Genomic DNA, 17,506 nt, shown 5'->3' on the forward strand with positions numbered 1-17,506 from the left:
GTGACATGACCGATCACACGGAACACCCTCCGACGGGCCTGCCGACCGGACGCGCGAAGGCGCGCCGGTCGGCAGGTGCCGGTGTCCTCATACTGCTCGCCCTGGCGGCGCTCGCCCTGGCGTTCGTGGGAACGCTCCTGTGGTGGCTGGGGGACCGGCTGCCCGAGGGGGCCGACCGCACCCGCACGGAGAACCAGCGCCTCCAGGTGGCCGGCCTCGCCCGGCAACTGGCGGACGCGGCGCACGACGGGGAACTCACGGACGCCGAGATCGCCGGCATCGCGCGGGCCGACCCCTGGCGGGTGGACCGGCCGGACGACGGTGCCGTACGCGTCGTCATCACGACGGTTCCGGCTCTGGCCGGCGAGCCCGCGTCGTGCACGGAGTTCATCTTCCCCGCCCCCCTGGGGCCGGCCGTGGAGGCCGCACACCGGCCGGCGAAGGGGGACTGTCCGGTACGCGACTGAGTGCCGCCCCGGCCGGGGCCCTCGATGAACGGGCGGTTCCGGTCCGCCGACGGAGCCGAGCCGACGGCCGGACCGCGCGTACCGCGGTCCGGTCCTCTCCCCCAGCCGGAGCCCGACGCTCAGTCCCTCGCGAGGAACGAGGCGATGGCCTCGGCGAATCCGGGATCGCGTACAGCCGTCAGGTGATCCCCGGGGAGCACGGTCAGCTCCGCTCCCGTGATCGCCGAGGCCAGCACCTCGGGCCGGGTCGCGAGGGGGTCGCTCCCACCGGCCAGGATCAGCGTCGGGACCACGATCCGGTCCAGCGGCAGCGCGTCCCGGTGCACCGCCCGTATCTGAGCGGCCAGCGCGAGCAGGTCCCCGCCCGCCGTGTCGGCCAGGACCCTGAAGGCGCGGGTCCGCTCGGGGGCGTCCGCCGCGTCCTGGGCCGTCAGCGCCGCCGACACCAGCTCGGGAGGCATCACCCGGGTGTCCAGGCCGCCCACCTCCACCGCGCCCGCACCGATCCCTCCGGCCACCAGGCGGCTGATCCTGCTGTCCCGCGCCGCGGCGAGTAGCGCCACCACGGCGCCCATGGAGTAGCCCGCGACATGCACCCGCTCCTCGCCGATCCGGTCGATGAGCAGACGGACGTCACGGGCCATCAGCGACTCGCCGTAGTGCGTGTCGTCGTGCGGCCGGTCCGACTCGCCGTGGCCGCGCGCGTCCAGGGCGTACACCCGGCGCCCCCGCGCCACGAGCGCCTCGACGACACCGGGGCCCTCCCAGTTCAGCCGGGCGTTCGCCGCGAAGCCGTGCAGCAGCACCACCGGGGGAAGGGAGGTGTCCGGCTTCCGCGACCAGGACCGGTAACGCAGGGTCAAACCGTCGTGTGTACGCAATTCGTCAGTCATGCGCCGACGTTACGGGCGGCCGCCGCCGACCGGGCCGGGACTGTGCCTCCGCACAGCGCGCAGGCCGTTCCGTTGGGAGCCCGCACCGCTCCGGGCCGACCTGGAACAGGGAGCGGACGCGAACCTTCCGACGCTGTTTACGCGGAAGTAACGTGAGAGCGTGACCCCATCGACGACCGTGCACAGTCCGCTCCGGCTGTACGGCCGCAGCGGTGAACTGGCCATCCTGGAAACTCTGTTGGGGCGGCTGCGGGCAGGGGACGGCGGAGCGCTCGTGCTGACCTCGCCGCCCGGCCTCGGCCGCAGCGCCCTGCTGCGGCAGACCGCCGCCCACTACCGCGGAGGACACGGCGGTCCCGTGCTGTTCGCCGCCGCGGCCCCCACCGAACAGCGACTGCCCTACAGCGGGCTGCACGCCCTGCTCTGCTCCGCGCCCGGCCCGCTGCCCCTGGCGCCCGACACCGTCCTGCGCTCGGGGATCACCCCGGGCGGGCTGCTCGGCCTGCTGCGGGGCCTGGGCGCCGAACAGCCCCTGCTGGTCTGCGTGGACGACGCGCACGCCTGGGACCCCGACTCCCGCGCCGCGCTCGGCTTCGCGGCCCGCAGACTCGGCGCGGGCAGCCGGGTCGCGGTGGTGATCGGCGCGGCCGACGAGACCGCCTTCGCCGGACTGCCCGCCCTGCGCCTCGGCCCGCTCGACGACGACGCGGCGACCGCCCTGCTGGACCGGCTCACCGACGGCACGGCCGACGTCGACCCCGTCGTACGCAGCGAACTCCTGCGCGAAGCGGCCGGGAACCCGCGCCTCATGGCCGGACTCGCCAGCCGGCTCACCCCCGGGCAACTCGCCGGACGCAGCGCGCTGCCGTATCCGCTGCCCGGTGCCGAGAGCGTCCTCGACGCCCACGCCGAGCACCTGGACGGGCTGTCGCCCGACACCCACACCCTGCTCCTGCTGGCCGCGGCCGCGGAGGAGCACGAACCCGACGGTGCAGGGGCGGACGCGGCCCTGCTGCTCCGGGCCGGGGCCCGGGCCGGGCTGGCCACCGCCCATCTCGACCGGGTGCTGTTCGCCCCCGCCGGCACCGCCGGAGCCCTTCAGCGCGCCGGCAGCCGGGTGCACTTCAGCCATCCGCTGCTGCGCCGCGCGGTCCTGCACCGGGCGCCGCCGGGCCGCCGCAGGGCCGTGCACGAACTGCTCGCCGGACTCCTCACAGGTCCGGGTCCGGCGCCCCTGGCCGCGCTCGTCCAGCGAGCCTGCGCCGCGCCGGGGCCGGACGCCGGCCTCGCCGGACAGCTGGAAGCCGCGGCCACCGCCCCCCGGCCCCACGGCGAACGCTCGGCCGCGCTGGCCCGCGCCGCCGCGCTCTCCACCGACGACGCCCTGCGCGCCGCACGGTTCACCGCCGCCGCCGAGCAGGCGCGGCTGGCGGGCGACACCGGCCGGGCCCGCGCCATGCTCGCCCGGGTCGGGCCCCACCTCGCCGGCGGCGCCGCGCCCTACGTACGCGGCATGCTCGCCCTGCGCGACGGACCGGCGGCCGACGCCCGTGAGGCGCTCCTGACCGCGGCGGAGCTGCTCGCCCCGCACGACCCGCGCCGCACCCTGGACGCCCTGTTCGGCGCGGCGGAGGCGGCGTGGGACATGGGGGACGCCATCGCGTACCTGGACGCCATGAACCGCATCCCCGTCGAGGCGGCCGACCGGTCCATGGCGCAGTACCGCGCCGGGATGTGCGCCGTGCTCGCCGGGCACCCCGACCGTGGCCACGCCCTCCTGCGGTGCTGTCTCGACTCCGCCGACCGCGCCGAGGACGCGGGCGAGCTCCTGCGGGCGGGTGCCTCGGCCCTGGTGCTCGGTGAGGTCGACGCGGCCCGCCGCGCGGGCGCCCGCGCCCTCGCCGTCGTACGCACCCGGGGCCCCGAGGCCCTGCTGCCGCACGCCCTGGAGCAGCTCGCGTACGCCGAACTGCGCGCCGGGCAGCACGCGAGGGCCCGGGCCCACGCGCTGGAAGGGCTGCACGCGGCCCGGCGCACCGGGCAGCAGAACTCCGCCACCCATCTGCACGCCGTGCTCGCGCTGGCCGCCTCCGTGGAGGGGCCCGCCGAGGCGTGCGCCGCCCACGCGGACGCCGCGCTGGCCGGGGCGGGGCCGCACGGCCTGGCCCAGGCGGCCATGCTCGCCACCTGGGCGGTCGCCCGAGCCGACCTGGCGGCCGGACGGCCCGGTGAGGCGGCGGCCCGGCTCGGACCGCTGGTCAGGCCGGGCCCCGGAACCGGGCACTTCGCCACCCGGATGCTCGCCGTGCCGTGCTACGTCGAGGCCGCGGTGCTCTCCGGCCGCGCGGAGGAGGCTGCGGCCGAACTCGCCGTGGCCGTGGAGGAGTTCGCGCTGTGGACGGCCAGGACGACCGATCCCCAGGTCCCCGCCCAGCTGGCCCGCTGCCGCGCCCTGCTCGCGCCGCCGGAGGAGGCGGCCGCGTGGTACGAGGAGGCGCTGGCCCACCACGACCGTGCGGGCGGCGACTTCGAGCGTGCCCGCACCCAGCTGCTCCACGGCCAGCTGCTGCGCCGTCTGCGCCGCACCCGCGAGGCCCGCGGCCCGCTGCGCGACGCCCTGGTCGCCTTCGAGCGCTGCTCCGCCCGCGTCTGGGCCGGCCGGGCGGGAGGGGAGCTGCGGGCCGCCGGTGAGGCGGTGGACGTGCCCGACCGCAGCGGTCCCGGCCCGCTTGCCGGACTGACACCGCAGCAGCAGCGGATCGCCCGGTGCGTCGCCGAGGGGGCCACCAACCGCGAGGTGGCGGTGCGTCTCTCGGTGAGCCCGCGGACCGTGGACCACCATCTCCGCAACGTCTTCGCCGCGCTCGGCGTACGGTCCCGGACCGAGCTCGCCAGGCTGCTGGACCGCGGGGGCGGGGCGAGGTTGCAGGACCGTGATGAGAAGAACCGCGCAGACCTCTAGGTACCGACCGGGCGGTATGCCATTCTGCGTCCGTCAGGATCAATCGGTGTGCGCCCGCCCAATGCCGGGCCGGGCACACACCGGGGCCGGCCCAACCGCAGCCGGCCGATTCCCGGTGGAGGCCGCCATGCCACAGGTCGTACGTTCACGGATCAGGGCGCTGCACGGACCGCCCCCCGTAGCACCGTTGCCGCACCGCGCCCGCTCCCTGGCCGACCGCGAGGCCGTTGCGGTGCTCCACCGGGCGGCCCGTGTGCTGCTGGAGGCGCTGCCGGAGCTCACGGACCGGCTGGTCGAGGCGCTGCGGGAGCAGGAGCCCGCCTACCGCGCCGCGATGGAGAAGGAGCCTGCGGAGATCTGGCAGGAGGTCCACCACTCCCTGCGGCACAACGTCGCCTCCCTCATCCAGCCCCGGGAGTTCCGGGAGGCCGCCCACCGCACCTCCCGGTGGATCGGCGAGAGCCGGGCCGAACAGGGCGTACCCCTCGACGCGGTCATGCACGCCTTCCGGATGGGCGGCGCGATGGTCTGGCAGGACCTGGTCGACGACACGGCCCGGCGGCACCCCGAGGACACCCGGCTGCTCGTCCATGTCGCCGCGGACGTCTGGAACTTCGTCGACGAGCACTGCGCGGTGGTGGCCGAGGCGTACCGGCAGGCCGAGCGGCGGCTCTCCTGGCGCCGCGAGAACCAGCAGCGCCTGATGACCTCGGCCCTGCTGGACGGCACCGCCCGGATCGCGGACCTGCCGGACGCCGCGGCGATGCTGGGGCTGCCGGTCCACGGGCGGTACGCGGTCCTCGCGGTCGCCGGCGCCCGCCGCGCCCCGCACGGGACGGGGCGCCCGCCCCTGGACCTGGCCGAGGGGACGCCCGCGCTCTGGCACTCGGCGGGCGACGTCGAGCTGGCGATCCTTCCGCTGGGGACGGCCGCGCTCGAGGAGGACCCGCGGTGCGAGGGCGAGGACGGGGCCGCCGTCCCCGGATCGGCCACCTCGGACGGTGAACTCCGTACGCTCGCAGCGGAACTGACGGCCTCTCCGGGAACCCGGGTCGGCGTCAGCTCCGTGGTCGACGGGCTTGCCTCGGTCGGGGACGCGCGCCGCCTCGCCGAGACGGCACTGAAGGCCTGCCCCGCCTCCGGCGGCACCGTCCTGCTCGACGAGCACCTGCCCGCCGCGCTCGTCGTGTCCTCGCCCGGCCTCGGGACGGCGCTCGCCGACCGCGTCCTCGGGCCGCTGGACCGGCTCGACCCGGCGGACCGGGACGTGCTCATCGAGACGCTGACCGCATGGCTCGACTCGGACGGCTCGGCCCAGCGGGCGGGGGCGAAGCTGTACTGCCACCGCAACACGGTCCTGAACCGGCTGCGGCGTTTCGAACAGCTGACGGGACGTTGCCTGACGCGGCCGTCGGACGCGGTCGAGGTGTCCCTGGCACTCGCGGCGCGGCGGCTGCTGACGGGCTGAGCCCTGCCCGGCCGCCGACCGTCCGGCGGCCCCCTCCGTCCGGCGGCCCCCTCCGTCCGGCGGCCCGCTCCGGACGGGGCCCCCTCCGGACGGCGGCCCCGCCCGGAGGGGCCCGGCTTCCGTGGCCGCCGAGGAGATCCGGCTGCTCACGGCCGGGCCCGAGGCGCGAGGGGACGGGCCCCGCGTGCCCGGCGCCCGAAGGCACCGCGGACGTTCCGTCCCCCCCCCCCGGCCGAAGGCTGTTGTGCGGGGGCACAGTTCTGCGCCGGGAGGGCTGTACCCGCGCCGCGCCCCGCCCCGGCCCCCTGTGCCGCGCACGTCCCGGCTGGTGCCATGACGCGCATGTCTTCAGCTGCCCCTTGCGGAGCCGTACCGGCGGAGCGAACCCGGTGAGCGGCGCGATCGACGCCCGGTCCCTGGCCGTGGTCATCTTCCTCGGCTTCGTCGCCGTGTCCCTGCTGCTGTGCGGACTCGCCGCGGCCGACCAGGACGATCCGGAGCACTTCTACGCGGGCGGAGCCACCCTCGGCCCCGTCGGCGGCGGACTGGCCATCGCCGGGGACTACGTCTCCGCCGCCACGCTGCTCTCCACCACCGGCTCCGTCGCGCTGGCCGGCTTCGACGGCCTGCTGTTCGCCCTGGCCACGGTCGTCTCACTGGCCCTGGTCATGCGCCTGTTCGCCGAACGCCTGCGCCGCAAGGGTGTGTTCACCCTGGGCGACTTCCTCGCCGACCGCCTCGGCGACGGGTCCGTACGCCGGGCGCTGGGTGTGGCGACCCTCGTCGTGCTGGCCCCGCTGCTGCTCGTGCAGCTCACCACCGCGGGCCGCGTCATGACCGCTATGTTCGGACTGCCCGACGGCGCGCTCACCGGCTGCACCGTCGCCAGCGGCGCGCTGATGGTCTGCTACTCGGCGTTCGGCGGGATGCGCGGCACCGGCTACATCCAGATCCTCAAGGTGGCCGTCGTCCTCGGGGCCGTCACCCTGCTGGCGGGGCTGGTCCTCGCCCGTTTCGACTGGTCGCCCTTCGCCCTCTTCGACGCCGCGCAGGCGGGGAGCAAGGCCGGCGGCGACTACGCCCGTCCCGGCCTGCAGTTCGGCCACGGACTCGCCGGCGGGCTCGACCTGATCGGCTTCCAGATCACCCTCGTCCTTGGTGCCGCGTGCATGCCCCACATCATGATGCGGCTCCACCCGATCCGCGACGCCTGGACCGCCCGCCGGGCCGGTGTCTGGGCCGTGACCCCCGTCGCCCTGCTGTGCGTCGGCATCGTCGTCGTCGGACTCGGCGCGTCCGCCCTGATCGGCCGGGACCTGCTGCACGCCGCGGATCCGGCCGGCGGCACCGCCCTCCTGATGGTGACCAGCGCCCTGGACCCCGCCGCGGCCGGGCCGCGGGACAGTCCGCTGTTCGCACTCGTCGCCTGCGCCGCGTTCGCGACGACACTGGCCGCGGTCGCCGGGATCACCCTGGCCGCCGCATCGTCCGTGGCCCGCGACTTCACGCTGAAGTCGGGCGCACAGGGCGAGGGCAAGGCCTCCAGCAGGGAGATCCGGCACGCCCGCTGGGCCGTCGCCGGGATCGGGGCGCTCGCCGTGCTCCTCTCGGCGTACACGCACGACCGCAACCCCCAGGTGCTGCTCTCCCTGTCGTTCGCCGCCGCGGCCTCGATCCTGCCGCCCGTCCTGCTGTACGCCCTGTTCCGCACGCGTTTCGACGCCCGCGGGGTGCGGTGGACCGTGTACGGGACGCTGCCGCTGATCGGGATCCTGATGGTCCTGTCACCGGCGTTCTCCGGCACGCCCGTCGCCCTCTTCCCGGAGTGGGACTTCGATGTGTTCCCGCTCCAGACCCCGGGCATCGTCACGATCCCGGCCGGCTTCCTCCTCGGCGTACTGGGATCCGGCCGGCACCGGGACGCCGCACCGGACGAGCGGCACCGCCACCGGGCCCGCTGGGCGCCCGTACGCGCCCGCGACGGCGCCTGAACGGGCCGGCCGAAAGGCCGGGCGCGTTCGGCCCGCCCCGGGCGCGCCACGGGCCGCGGCGCGCCGGCTACAGGCCGAGCTCCGCCGTGTGCAGCCTGGCCAGCGCGTCCTTGTCGCCGTCCAGCTCCACCCGCGCCGCGTCCTGCCGCCCCGCCGCGAACAGCAGCAGCTCGCCCGGCTCCCCGGTGACCGTCACCACCGGGGTGCCCTTGTGGGCCACCGCCGTCTGGCCGTCCGGGCGCCGCAGCACCAGACCCACCGGAGCCCGGCGGCCCAGCATCCGGGCCGTCTTCTCGGTGCGCGACCACAGCACATCGGCGAAGACCGGATCGAGGTCACGCTGCGACCAGTCGGGCTGGGCCCGGCGCACGTCCTCCGCGTGGATGAAGAACTCGACGGTGTTCGCCGCCTCGTCCAGCTGCTTCAGCCCGAAGGGCGACATCCGCGGCGGCCCCGTACGGATGAGCTGGATCAGCTCCTCGTACGGCTTGGCGGCGAATTCGGCCTGCACCCGCTCCAGCCGGTTCTTCAGCACGCCCAGCATGATCCCGCCCGCGGCGTCCGCACGGCGTTCACGCACCACGACATGGGCGGCCAGGTCACGGGTCTTCCAGCCGTTGCACAGGGTCTGGGCCTCGGGGCCCGCCGCTTCCAACAGGTCGGCGAGCAGAAGACGTTCACGCTTCGCATGGGTCGACATGCCCGCCAGCGTACGACCGCCGCCCCCGGTCCGCCCAGTGGACGCACGACCGGACGGCACGGCCCGGCGCGGCACAATGGGGCTCATGACCAGCACGCCCGGCTCCACGCCCGCCAGCAATCTCGACCCGGCACTCGCCGCCCGCCTCAAGCGCGGCCCCGACGGACTCGTCCCGGCCATCGCCCAGCAGTACGACACGGGCGAGGTGCTCATGCTCGGCTGGATGGACGACGAGGCGCTGCACCGCACCCTCACCACCGGCCGCTGCACCTACTGGTCCCGCAGCCGCCAGGAGTACTGGGTCAAGGGCGACACCTCCGGCCACGTCCAGCACGTCAGGTCCGTCGCCCTGGACTGCGACGCCGACACCGTCCTGGTGAAGGTCGACCAGACGGGTGCCGCCTGCCACACCGGGGCCCGCACCTGCTTCGACAAGGACGTCCTCCCGCTCACCGCGCCCCGATAAGGTCAGCCGCCATGGATCTCGAGACCTTCCGCAAGCTCGCCGTCGACCGGCGCGTCATCCCCGTCAGCCGCCGGCTCCTCGCGGACGGCGACACCCCGGTCGGCCTCTACCGCAAGCTCGCGGCCGAACGCACCGGCACGTTCCTCCTCGAATCCGCGGAGAACGGCCGCACCTGGTCCCGCTACTCCTTCATCGGGGTGCGCAGCGCCGCCACCCTGACCGCCCTCGACGGACAGGCCCACTGGCTCGGCACCCCGCCCGTCGGCGTCCCCGTGGACGGGGACCCGCTGCAGGCGCTGCGGGCCACGGTCGAGACCCTGCACACCCCCCGCGACCTCGTCGCCGACGACGGCCTGCCCCCGTTCACCGGCGGCATGGTCGGCTATCTCGGCTACGACGTCGTGCGCCGGCTGGAGCGGATCACCGAGCACGGCGGCGACGACCTGAAGCTCCCCGAGCTGACGATGCTGCTCACCTCGGACCTCGCCGTGCTCGACCACGGGAACGGCACCGTCCTGCTGATCGCCAACGCGATCAACCACAACGACCTGGACACCGGGGTCGACGAGGCGTACGCGGACGCGGTCGCCCGGCTCGACGCCATGGAGCGCGACCTGTCCCGCCCGGTGGAGAACGCCCCCGCCGCGCTGCCGCCCTCCGAGCTCCCGCCCTACACCGCCCTCTGGGGCGGCCAGGCCTTCATGGACGCCGTCGAGGACGTCAAGGAGCGCATCAGGGCAGGCGAGGCCTTCCAGGTCGTCCCCTCCCAGCGCTTCGAGACGCCGTGCACGGCGAGTGCGCTGGACGTCTACCGGGTCCTGCGGGCCACCAACCCGTCGCCGTACATGTACCTCTTCCGCTTCGACGGGTTCGACGTCGTCGGCTCCAGCCCCGAGGCGCTCGTCAAGGTCGAGGACGGCCGGGCGATGGTCCACCCGATCGCCGGCACCCGGCACCGCGGCGCCACCCCGCAGGAGGACCAGGCGCTCGCCGACGAGCTCCTCGCCGACCCGAAGGAACGCGCCGAGCACCTGATGCTCGTCGACCTCGGCCGCAACGACCTGGGTCGGGTCTGCGCGCCCGGCAGCGTCGAGGTCGTCGACTTCATGTCGGTCGAGCGGTACTCGCACGTGATGCACATCGTCTCCACCGTCACCGGACGCGTCGCCGAGGGCCGCAGCGCCTTCGACGTCCTCACCGCGTGCTTCCCCGCGGGCACCCTGTCGGGGGCGCCCAAGCCCCGCGCCCTGCAGATCATCGAGGAGCTCGAACCCACCCGCCGCGGCCTGTACGGCGGATGCGTCGGCTACCTCGACTTCGCCGGGGACTCCGACACCGCCATCGCCATCCGGACCGCCCTGCTCCGCGACGGCACGGCCTACGTCCAGGCGGGCGCGGGCATCGTCGCGGACTCCGACCCGGTCGCCGAGGACACCGAGTGCCGCAACAAGGCCGCCGCGGTCCTGCGCGCCGTGCACACGGCGAACCGCCTCGGGGCCCACTGAGACGGGTCTCACGCCGGTCCCGGCGCCTCGGGGGCCTCCCGACCGCCCCCTTTCGCCGGCCGGTCCTGGCCGGTAGGGGATAGTGGGGTCCGTGAGCGCCGTACCCGTACCCCAGCCCCGTTCCCGAGCCGCCACCGCGCCCGACAGCGCGGGGAGCCGCCGAAGTCTGGCCGCCGGCCTGCTCCTCGGGGCGGCCGGTGCCACCGTCGTACTCCTCGCCTCGGGACAGACCTGGGCCCAGGGCAAGGCGGCCGTCGGCGGCGGCATCCTGCCGCTCAGCGCCGACGGCGAGGACGTCACCGGCCTCCCGGCGGCCCTGGCCGTCGTCGGCCTGGCCGCCCTCGTCGCCGTCTTCGCCGTCCGCGGCGGCGGACGGCTGGTCGTCGCAGGCCTGCTGGCCCTCAGCGGCCTCGGCGCCGGACTGAGCGCCTGGGCGGGCGCCTCGGACAGCGCGGCCCTGGACGAACAGGCCGCGCAGACCACGGGCAACACCTCGGCCACCGTCGACGCCCTCACCCACACCGCGTGGCCCTACGTCACCGCGGCCGGCGGCCTGCTGATCCTGCTCGCCGGGCTGCTCGCCCTGCGCTACGGCAGGCGCTGGCCCGCGATGTCGGGGCGGTACGAACGCGACGGCACCCCGCGCCCCCGCAAGGCCCCCCGCACCGCCCCGGACCCCGAGCGGCCCGAGGAACTGTGGAAGGCCCTGGACCGCGGCGAGGACCCGACGCGCGACGCGTGACCCCCAGCCTCACGTCCACCGGCGCGTACGGGACAATGGCAGCGGGCCTTCCCCACAGCGACACCCTCAGCGCAACACCAACAAGGAGCAACTCATGGCGGGCAGCAGCCACGGACACACCCCGGCCGCCTGGACCGGTGTCATCATCTCCTTCATCGGCTTCTGCATCGCGGGCCTCTTCATGGTCGCGGCGAACACGCTCGGCTTCTGGGCCGGCATCGTCGTCGTCCTCCTCGGAGGTGTCGTCGGTCTCGCCATGAAGGTGGCCGGTCTCGGCATGCCGAAGGAGTCCGACGAGATGGCGGCCGCCAGGGCCCGCGCCTCCCAGGCCCAGATCACGGCCTGAGGCGGTCCGCCGGCAGGTGCCGGCCCCAGGACACGACGCGAGGCGCAGCCCGGACCGGGCTGCGCCTCTCCGCGTCAGCGGGGACAATCACCGCGTGGACGCCTCAGCCTCTCCCGCAGCCCCCGCCCCCGGCCCCGTGCCCGGGCCTCCGCCGGCCCCCGCCCGGGCCTCCCTGTTCCGCCGGCTCGCCGTCCCCGCCGGGGTCATGGCCGCCGTCGTCGGAGCCTTCGGCTACGTCGCCGCGGTCGACCCGAACGAGCCCGGTCACTACCCGGTCTGCCCCATGCTCCGGTTCACCGGGGTGTTCTGCCCCGGCTGCGGCGGCCTCCGCAGCGCGTACGCCTTCGCCCACGGCGACCTCACCACCGCGCTCGGCGCCAACGCCCTGGCCGTCGTCGGCTACGCCGTCTTCGCCGCGGTCTGGCTGCTGTGGACGGTCCGCGCGAGCCGGGGCAGGCCGATGCGGATCGGTCTCGCGCCGGTCCACTGGTGGGCCGTCGGCGCGGTTCTGCTGGTGTTCTCCGTGGTCAGGAACCTTCCGTTCGGCTCGGCGCTGGCGCCGTGAATGACCAGGGAGTGGGACGCGAGGCCGCCGGATGCGAGCCCTGAGCCTTCCTGCGGATACCATCGAGATGGCTGATCCTGTTCCCACCACCGCTTCGGAAGGGGGCCGCTCGCGTGAGTGTGCTCGACGAGATCATTGACGGCGTTCGCGCCGACCTCGCGGAGCGGCAGGCGCGTGTCAGCCTCGACGAGCTCAAGGAACGCGCCGCGCGCGCTCCCCAGGCCAAGGACGGAGTCGCCGCCCTGCGCGGCGAGGGTGTGACCGTCATCTGCGAGGTCAAGCGCTCCAGCCCCTCCAAGGGGGCCCTTGCCGCCATCGCCGACCCGGCCGCGCTCGCCGCGGACTACGAGGCCGGCGGGGCATCCGTCATCTCGGTGCTCACCGAGGAGCGCCGCTTCGGCGGCTCGCTCGCCGACCTGGAGGCCGTCCGCGCCAAGGTCGACATCCCGGTCCTGCGCAAGGACTTCATCGTCACCTCGTACCAGCTGTGGGAGGCACGGGCCTACGGCGCCGACCTCGCCCTGCTGATCGTCGCCGCCCTCGACCAGGAGGCCCTGGTCTCGCTGATCGAGCGCGCCGAGTCGATCGGCCTGACGCCGCTCGTCGAGGTGCACGACGAGGAGGAGGCCGAGCGCGCGGTGGACGCCGGAGCGAAGATCATCGGTATCAACGCGCGCAACCTGAAGGACCTCAAGGTCGACCGTTCGGTCTTCGAACGCGTCGCCCCCGAGATCCCGGACCACATCGTCAAGGTCGCCGAGTCCGGTGTCCGCGGACCGCACGACCTCATCGCCTACGCCAACGCCGGCGCGGACTCCGTGCTCGTCGGCGAGTCCCTGGTCACCGGCCGCGACCCGCGGGCAGCCGTCGCCGACCTGGTCGCCGCGGGCGCCCACCCGGCGCTCCGGCACGGACGGGGCTGAACCCACCCGTGCCCGCCGACCGTCCCGCCACCCGCATCCGGCCGGGCCTGCGCCCCGCCGGGGCGAGCGCCCGGGACCCGCACGCGCCGCTGGCGCGCGGTTGCCGCCCCCGCGGCTGCCGCGCTCCCGCCCGGCGTGTGCACGGCCGGCGCGTGCGGTACGTGATCGGCGACGAGCCCGGACAGGTCAACGGCATGCGATGGCGCACGGGGTCCGCGCCGTAGCGAGCCCCGGCCGTCGCCCCCCGCCGTACAGGGGGATCCGCACGCCCCACCGCACCGACCGTCCACCGGTCGGCGTGGCGCTCCGCCCACGGCGCATACGGTGACATCACCCGTTGCGATTCGAGGAGCACATCGCATGTCGTCCGACTTCTTCATTCCGGACCCCGAGGGTCTGATCCCCAGCGCCGAGGGCTACTTCGGCGCCTACGGCGGCAAGTTCATCCCGGAGGCGCTCGTCGCCGCCGTGGACGAGGTGGCCGTCGAGTACGACAAGGCCAAGGCGGACCCGGCCTTCGCCGTCGAGCTCAACCACCTCATGGTCGACTACACGGGCCGCCCCAGCGCGCTCACCGAGGTCGCGCGGTTCGCGGAGCACGCGGGGGGCGCGCGCGTCTTCCTCAAGCGCGAGGACCTCAACCACACCGGCTCGCACAAGATCAACAACGTGCTCGGCCAGGCCCTCCTCACCAAGCGCATGGGCAAGACCCGCATCATCGCGGAGACGGGGGCGGGCCAGCACGGCGTCGCCACCGCGACCGCCTGCGCCCTCTTCGGTCTCGAGTGCACCATCTACATGGGTGAGATCGACACCGAGCGGCAGGCGCTGAACGTGGCGCGGATGCGGATGCTCGGCGCCGAGGTCGTCGCCGTGAAGTCCGGCTCCAGGACCCTCAAGGACGCCATCAACGAGGCGTTCCGCGACTGGGTCGCCAACGTGGACCGCACCCACTACCTCTTCGGCACGGTCGCCGGGCCGCACCCCTTCCCGGCGATGGTCCGCGACTTCCACCGGGTGATCGGTGTCGAGGCCCGCCGCCAGATCCTGGAGCGCACCGGCCGGCTGCCGGACGCCGCGGTCGCCTGTGTCGGCGGCGGATCCAACGCCATCGGCCTCTTCCACGCCTTCATCCCCGACGAGGGCGTCCGCCTGATCGGCTGCGAACCGGCCGGCCACGGCGTGGAGACCGGCGAGCACGCGGCGACCCTGACCGCGGGTGAGCCCGGCATCCTTCACGGCTCGCGCAGTTACGTCCTCCAGGACGACGAGGGTCAGATCACCGAGCCCTACTCCATCTCCGCCGGGCTCGACTACCCGGGCATCGGCCCGGAGCACGCCTATCTCAAGGACGTCGGCCGCGGCGAGTACCGCGCGGTCACCGACGACGCCGCGATGCAGGCGCTCCGCCTCCTCTCCCGCACCGAGGGGATCATCCCGGCCATCGAGAGCGCGCACGCGCTGGCCGGGGCCCTGGAGGTCGGACGGGAGCTCGGTGAGGACGGACTGATCCTGATCAACCTGTCCGGCCGCGGCGACAAGGACATGGACACGGCGGCACGCTACTTCGGGCTGTACGACGGCGCCGACGCCGTCGTGGAGGCCGACGTGGCCGACGGAGAGGAAGAGGTCACCAAGTGAGCGGCAACCGAGAGCTTCTCGAATCGACGCTGGCCCGGGCGGCATCCGAGGACCGGGCGGCGCTCATCGCCTACCTGCCCGGCGGCTTCCCGACCGTCGACGGCGGCATCGAGGCGGTCAAGGCGGCCGTCGCCGGCGGCGCCGACGTCATCGAGGTGGGCCTCCCGCACAGCGACCCGGTGCTCGACGGACCGGTCATCCAGACCGCCGACGACATCGCGCTGCGCGGCGGGGTCAGGATCGCCGACATCATGCGCACGGTCCGCGAGACGCACGAGGCCACCGGCGCGCCGATCCTCGTCATGACGTACTGGAACCCGATCGACCGGTACGGCGTGGAGCGCTTCACCGCCGAGCTCGCCGACGCGGGCGGCGCCGGGTGCATCCTGCCCGACCTCCCGGTCCAGGAGTCGGGGCTGTGGAGGGAGCACGCCGAGAAGCACTCTCTCGCCACAGTCTTCGTCGTCGCCCCGAGCAGCCAGGACGCACGCCTCGCCACGATCACCGCGGCAGGCTCCGGATTCGTGTACGCCGCCTCCCTGATGGGCGTCACCGGCACCCGCGAGTCGGTCGGCGAGCAGGCCCAGGACCTGGTGCGGCGCACCAAGGCCACCACGGACCTGCCCGTCTGCGTGGGCATCGGCGTCTCCACCGCCGAGCACGCCCGGGAGGTCGCCGGCTTCGCCGACGGGGTGATCGTCGGTTCCGCCTTCGTCAAGCGGATGCTGGACGCGCCCGACGAGGCCGCCGGTCTCGCCGCCGTCCGCGCCCTGGCGAGCGAACTGGCCGAAGGCGTTCGAAAGCGCTGACAGCCGTCGTCATCCGTACGGGTGGACCTGGGACCGGGGAGGCGCTCACGCGCCTCCCCGGTTCGTTTGCGCGGTGTGAGCGAGAAGAACCGAGACCGAAGCAGAGCCGCGCGCGACCGGCTCGTCCAGCAGCGTGAGCAGGACCGGGCGCGCGAGCGCCGCCGCCGCACGCTGATCGTCGCGACCGCCGTGGTGGGGGTGCTGGCGCTCGCCGCCGTGATCGGCGTGATCGCCGCCAACGCCGGGAAGAACGACAAGGACAGCGAGGCCGGACCCGCCGTCACCCCGTCCGGGGCGATGGGGGAGGACGGCCTCGCCCTCCAGGTCGGGGCCGACGACGCACCGTCCACGCTCACGATCTGGGAGGACTTCCGCTGCCCGGTCTGCGCCCAGTTCGAGAACGCCTTCCGCGACACGTTCACGGAGCTCACGGACAGCGGGCAGCTCAAGGTGGAGTACCACCTGGCCACCATCATCGACGGCAATCTCGGCGGCAGCGGCTCCCTGCGCGCGGCCAACGCGGCCGCCTGCGCCCAGGACGTCGGCAGGTTCGCCCCGTACCACGACGTCCTCTACCGGAACCAGCCCGCCGAGACCGACGACGCCTTCGGCAAGAACAGCAGGCTGATCGAGCTGGCCGGCAAGGTGGACGGCCTGGACACCCCCGCCTTCCGCAGCTGCGTGGAGGACGGCACGCACGACAGCTGGGTGGAGAAGTCCAACAAGGCGTTCGGCGAGGGCGGCTTCCAGGGGACCCCCACGGCCCTCCTCAACGGTGAGTCGATCTTCCCGAAGAAGGGGAACGAGCAGATCTCCGAGGCCAACATCAAGAAGTGGGTGGCGGAGGCGAACAAGGGCAAGAAGCCGGGCACCGTCGGGGCCACACCGTCGGCGTCCTAGGCCGGGCGGAAGACCCCGGCGGGTGCTCCGCGGGGGGTCCCGTTACCCAGAAGTTGCCGGACGGCTTGCCGTACGTCCCGTCCGGCAGGGTAGCGTCGACCCCGTCATGAACCTTGCCTTCATTCCCAGCCCGTCGACCGGCGTGATCGAGCTCGGCCCGATCCCGCTCCGCGGCTACGCGTTCTGCATCATCATCGGTGTCTTCGTCGCCGTCTGGTTCGGCAACAAGCGCTGGATCGCCAGGGGCGGCAAAGCCGGCACCGTCGCCGACATCGCCGTCTGGGCCGTGCCCTTCGGCCTGGTCGGCGGCAGGCTCTACCACGTCATCACCGACTACCAGCTGTACTTCAGCGACGGTGAGAACTGGGTGGACGCCTTCAAGATCTGGGAGGGCGGCCTCGGTATCTGGGGTGCGATCGCCCTCGGCGCGGTCGGCGCCTGGATCGGCTGCCGCCGGCGCGGAATCCCGCTCCCGGCCTGGGCGGACGCGCTGGCCCCCGGCATCGCCTTCGCCCAGGCGATCGGCCGCTGGGGCAACTGGTTCAACCAGGAGCTCTACGGCAAGCCGACCGATGTGCCCTGGGCGCTGAAGATCAGCGAGGGCACCAACCGGGTCGCGGGCACCTACCACCCGACCTTCCTGTACGAGTCGCTGTGGTGCGTCGGCGTGGCACTCCTGGTCATCTGGGCGGACCGCCGCTTCAAGCTGGGACACGGCCGGGCCTTCGCGCTCTACGTCGCGGCCTACTGCGCCGGCCGCGGATGGATCGAGTACATGCGTGTCGACGAGGCGCACCACGTGCTGGGCCTGCGGCTCAACGTATGGACCGCGATCGTCGTGTTCGTGCTCGCCGTGACGTACATCGTGATCTCGGCGAAGGTGCGCCCCGGCCGCGAGGAGACCGTCGAGCCCGCCGCCGAGGGCGCGAAGGGCGACGCCGAGAAGGCCGCCCCCGACGGCGAGGACTCCGACCCCGCCGACGAGGACTCCGGCCCCACGGGCGACATCGCCCCCGGGGCAGAGGCACCGGAAGCCGACGAGAGCCCGCAGAAGGCCGACCGGAGCTGACATCCCGCAGACCGCCGAAGGGGCCGCAGGACCACAGAGGTCCGGCGGCCCCTTCGCGT

Annotated in this window: 17 protein-coding genes; 15 read left to right on the top strand and 2 right to left on the bottom strand. The window is 74.3% G+C overall.

The annotated features are described in order from the left end of the window. Positions 1-5 precede the first annotated feature (5 nt). Positions 6-467, top strand: coding sequence for a hypothetical protein (locus ACFUNE_RS16805; RefSeq protein ID WP_383567678.1), 462 nt, complete (start codon positions 6-8; stop codon positions 465-467). A gap of 119 nt (positions 468-586) precedes the next feature. On the opposite strand, the gene ACFUNE_RS16810 is transcribed toward ACFUNE_RS16805, so the two are convergent. Beyond that, on the bottom strand, positions 587-1,360 hold the full coding sequence (locus ACFUNE_RS16810) for an alpha/beta fold hydrolase (RefSeq protein ID WP_383567681.1): 774 nt from the start codon (positions 1,358-1,360) through the stop codon (positions 587-589). 160 nt (positions 1,361-1,520) lie between these two features. Here ACFUNE_RS16810 and ACFUNE_RS16815 point away from each other — a divergent pair, with 160 nt between their 5' ends. The 3 genes from ACFUNE_RS16815 (at position 1,521) to ACFUNE_RS16825 (ending at position 7,781) form a co-directional block, all read left to right on the top strand. Beyond that, complete coding sequence (locus tag ACFUNE_RS16815; protein ID WP_383567684.1) at positions 1,521-4,322, top strand: AAA family ATPase; 2,802 nt, start codon at positions 1,521-1,523, stop codon at positions 4,320-4,322. A 127-nt stretch (positions 4,323-4,449) separates the two neighbouring features. Further along, positions 4,450-5,790: a PucR family transcriptional regulator gene (locus ACFUNE_RS16820; RefSeq protein ID WP_383567686.1), complete on the top strand. Its 1,341-nt coding sequence runs from the start codon at positions 4,450-4,452 to the stop codon at positions 5,788-5,790. A 389-nt stretch (positions 5,791-6,179) separates the two neighbouring features. Then, a complete protein-coding gene (locus tag ACFUNE_RS16825) occupies positions 6,180-7,781 on the top strand; it encodes a cation acetate symporter (protein ID WP_383567689.1) in 1,602 nt (533 codons plus the stop codon). 67 nt (positions 7,782-7,848) lie between these two features. Here the strand turns inward: ACFUNE_RS16825 and ACFUNE_RS16830 are convergent, their stop codons facing one another. Continuing rightward, positions 7,849-8,481 carry a TIGR03085 family metal-binding protein gene (locus tag ACFUNE_RS16830; protein WP_383567693.1) on the bottom strand — a complete coding sequence of 211 codons (633 nt, stop codon included), beginning with the start codon at positions 8,479-8,481 and terminating at the stop codon, positions 7,849-7,851. A gap of 85 nt (positions 8,482-8,566) precedes the next feature. Between ACFUNE_RS16830 and hisI the strand changes: the two genes are divergently transcribed. The 11 genes from hisI to lgt all read left to right on the top strand — a co-directional run bounded on the left by hisI (position 8,567) and on the right by lgt (position 17,447). Beyond that, positions 8,567-8,947 (top strand): phosphoribosyl-AMP cyclohydrolase, encoded by a 381-nt coding sequence (gene hisI / locus ACFUNE_RS16835; RefSeq protein ID WP_383567696.1) that lies wholly within the window; start codon positions 8,567-8,569, stop codon positions 8,945-8,947. 11 nt (positions 8,948-8,958) lie between these two features. Next, entirely contained in the window at positions 8,959-10,452 is a 1,494-nt protein-coding gene (locus ACFUNE_RS16840; protein WP_383567699.1) for an anthranilate synthase component I, read from the top strand. An 82-nt stretch (positions 10,453-10,534) separates the two neighbouring features. After that, positions 10,535-11,194: a TIGR02234 family membrane protein gene (locus tag ACFUNE_RS16845; RefSeq protein ID WP_383567702.1), complete on the top strand. Its 660-nt coding sequence runs from the start codon at positions 10,535-10,537 to the stop codon at positions 11,192-11,194. A 94-nt stretch (positions 11,195-11,288) separates the two neighbouring features. Continuing rightward, positions 11,289-11,540 carry an HGxxPAAW family protein gene (locus ACFUNE_RS16850; RefSeq protein WP_383567705.1) on the top strand — a complete coding sequence of 84 codons (252 nt, stop codon included), beginning with the start codon at positions 11,289-11,291 and terminating at the stop codon, positions 11,538-11,540. A gap of 94 nt (positions 11,541-11,634) precedes the next feature. Beyond that, the gene (locus ACFUNE_RS16855; protein ID WP_383567708.1) at positions 11,635-12,105 is read left to right on the top strand and encodes a DUF2752 domain-containing protein; all 471 of its coding nucleotides are present in this window, start codon (positions 11,635-11,637) and stop codon (positions 12,103-12,105) included. 113 nt (positions 12,106-12,218) lie between these two features. Continuing rightward, positions 12,219-13,028 (top strand): indole-3-glycerol phosphate synthase TrpC, encoded by an 810-nt coding sequence (gene trpC / locus ACFUNE_RS16860; RefSeq protein WP_383567711.1) that lies wholly within the window; start codon positions 12,219-12,221, stop codon positions 13,026-13,028. Between the two features lie 35 nt (positions 13,029-13,063). Next, the gene (gene trpM, locus ACFUNE_RS16865; protein WP_107103173.1) at positions 13,064-13,252 is read left to right on the top strand and encodes a tryptophan biosynthesis modulator TrpM; all 189 of its coding nucleotides are present in this window, start codon (positions 13,064-13,066) and stop codon (positions 13,250-13,252) included. A 136-nt stretch (positions 13,253-13,388) separates the two neighbouring features. Further along, complete coding sequence (gene trpB / locus ACFUNE_RS16870; RefSeq protein ID WP_383567714.1) at positions 13,389-14,669, top strand: tryptophan synthase subunit beta; 1,281 nt, start codon at positions 13,389-13,391, stop codon at positions 14,667-14,669. Continuing rightward, positions 14,666-15,478 carry a tryptophan synthase subunit alpha gene (trpA, locus tag ACFUNE_RS16875; protein ID WP_383567717.1) on the top strand — a complete coding sequence of 271 codons (813 nt, stop codon included), beginning with the start codon at positions 14,666-14,668 and terminating at the stop codon, positions 15,476-15,478. Before trpB ends, trpA begins: the two co-directional genes overlap by 4 nt. A gap of 75 nt (positions 15,479-15,553) precedes the next feature. After that, on the top strand, positions 15,554-16,378 hold the full coding sequence (locus ACFUNE_RS16880; protein ID WP_383567720.1) for a thioredoxin domain-containing protein: 825 nt from the start codon (positions 15,554-15,556) through the stop codon (positions 16,376-16,378). Positions 16,379-16,484: 106 nt separating this feature from the next. After that, positions 16,485-17,447, top strand: coding sequence for a prolipoprotein diacylglyceryl transferase (gene lgt, locus ACFUNE_RS16885; RefSeq protein ID WP_383567723.1), 963 nt, complete (start codon positions 16,485-16,487; stop codon positions 17,445-17,447). The last annotated feature ends 59 nt before the right edge of the window (positions 17,448-17,506 follow it).

Origin of the sequence: Streptomyces sp. NPDC057287 (assembly GCF_042667905.1) — a bacterium.
GTDB lineage: Bacteria > Actinomycetota > Actinomycetes > Streptomycetales > Streptomycetaceae > Streptomyces.

What these genes read in the sequence shown, in the direction of transcription:
- hisI (WP_383567696.1), top strand. Translation starts at nt 8,567, where the DNA reads ATGACCAGCACGCCCGGCTCCACGCCCGCCAGCAATCTCGACCCGGCA.
- trpB (WP_383567714.1), top strand. Translation starts at nt 13,389, where the DNA reads ATGTCGTCCGACTTCTTCATTCCGGACCCCGAGGGTCTGATCCCCAGC.
- ACFUNE_RS16840 (WP_383567699.1), top strand. Translation starts at nt 8,959, where the DNA reads ATGGATCTCGAGACCTTCCGCAAGCTCGCCGTCGACCGGCGCGTCATC.
- ACFUNE_RS16805 (WP_383567678.1), top strand. Translation starts at nt 6, where the DNA reads ATGACCGATCACACGGAACACCCTCCGACGGGCCTGCCGACCGGACGC.
- ACFUNE_RS16820 (WP_383567686.1), top strand. Translation starts at nt 4,450, where the DNA reads ATGCCACAGGTCGTACGTTCACGGATCAGGGCGCTGCACGGACCGCCC.
- ACFUNE_RS16830 (WP_383567693.1), bottom strand. Translation starts at nt 8,481, where the DNA reads ATGTCGACCCATGCGAAGCGTGAACGTCTTCTGCTCGCCGACCTGTTG.
- ACFUNE_RS16850 (WP_383567705.1), top strand. Translation starts at nt 11,289, where the DNA reads ATGGCGGGCAGCAGCCACGGACACACCCCGGCCGCCTGGACCGGTGTC.
- ACFUNE_RS16810 (WP_383567681.1), bottom strand. Translation starts at nt 1,360, where the DNA reads ATGACTGACGAATTGCGTACACACGACGGTTTGACCCTGCGTTACCGG.
- lgt (WP_383567723.1), top strand. Translation starts at nt 16,485, where the DNA reads ATGAACCTTGCCTTCATTCCCAGCCCGTCGACCGGCGTGATCGAGCTC.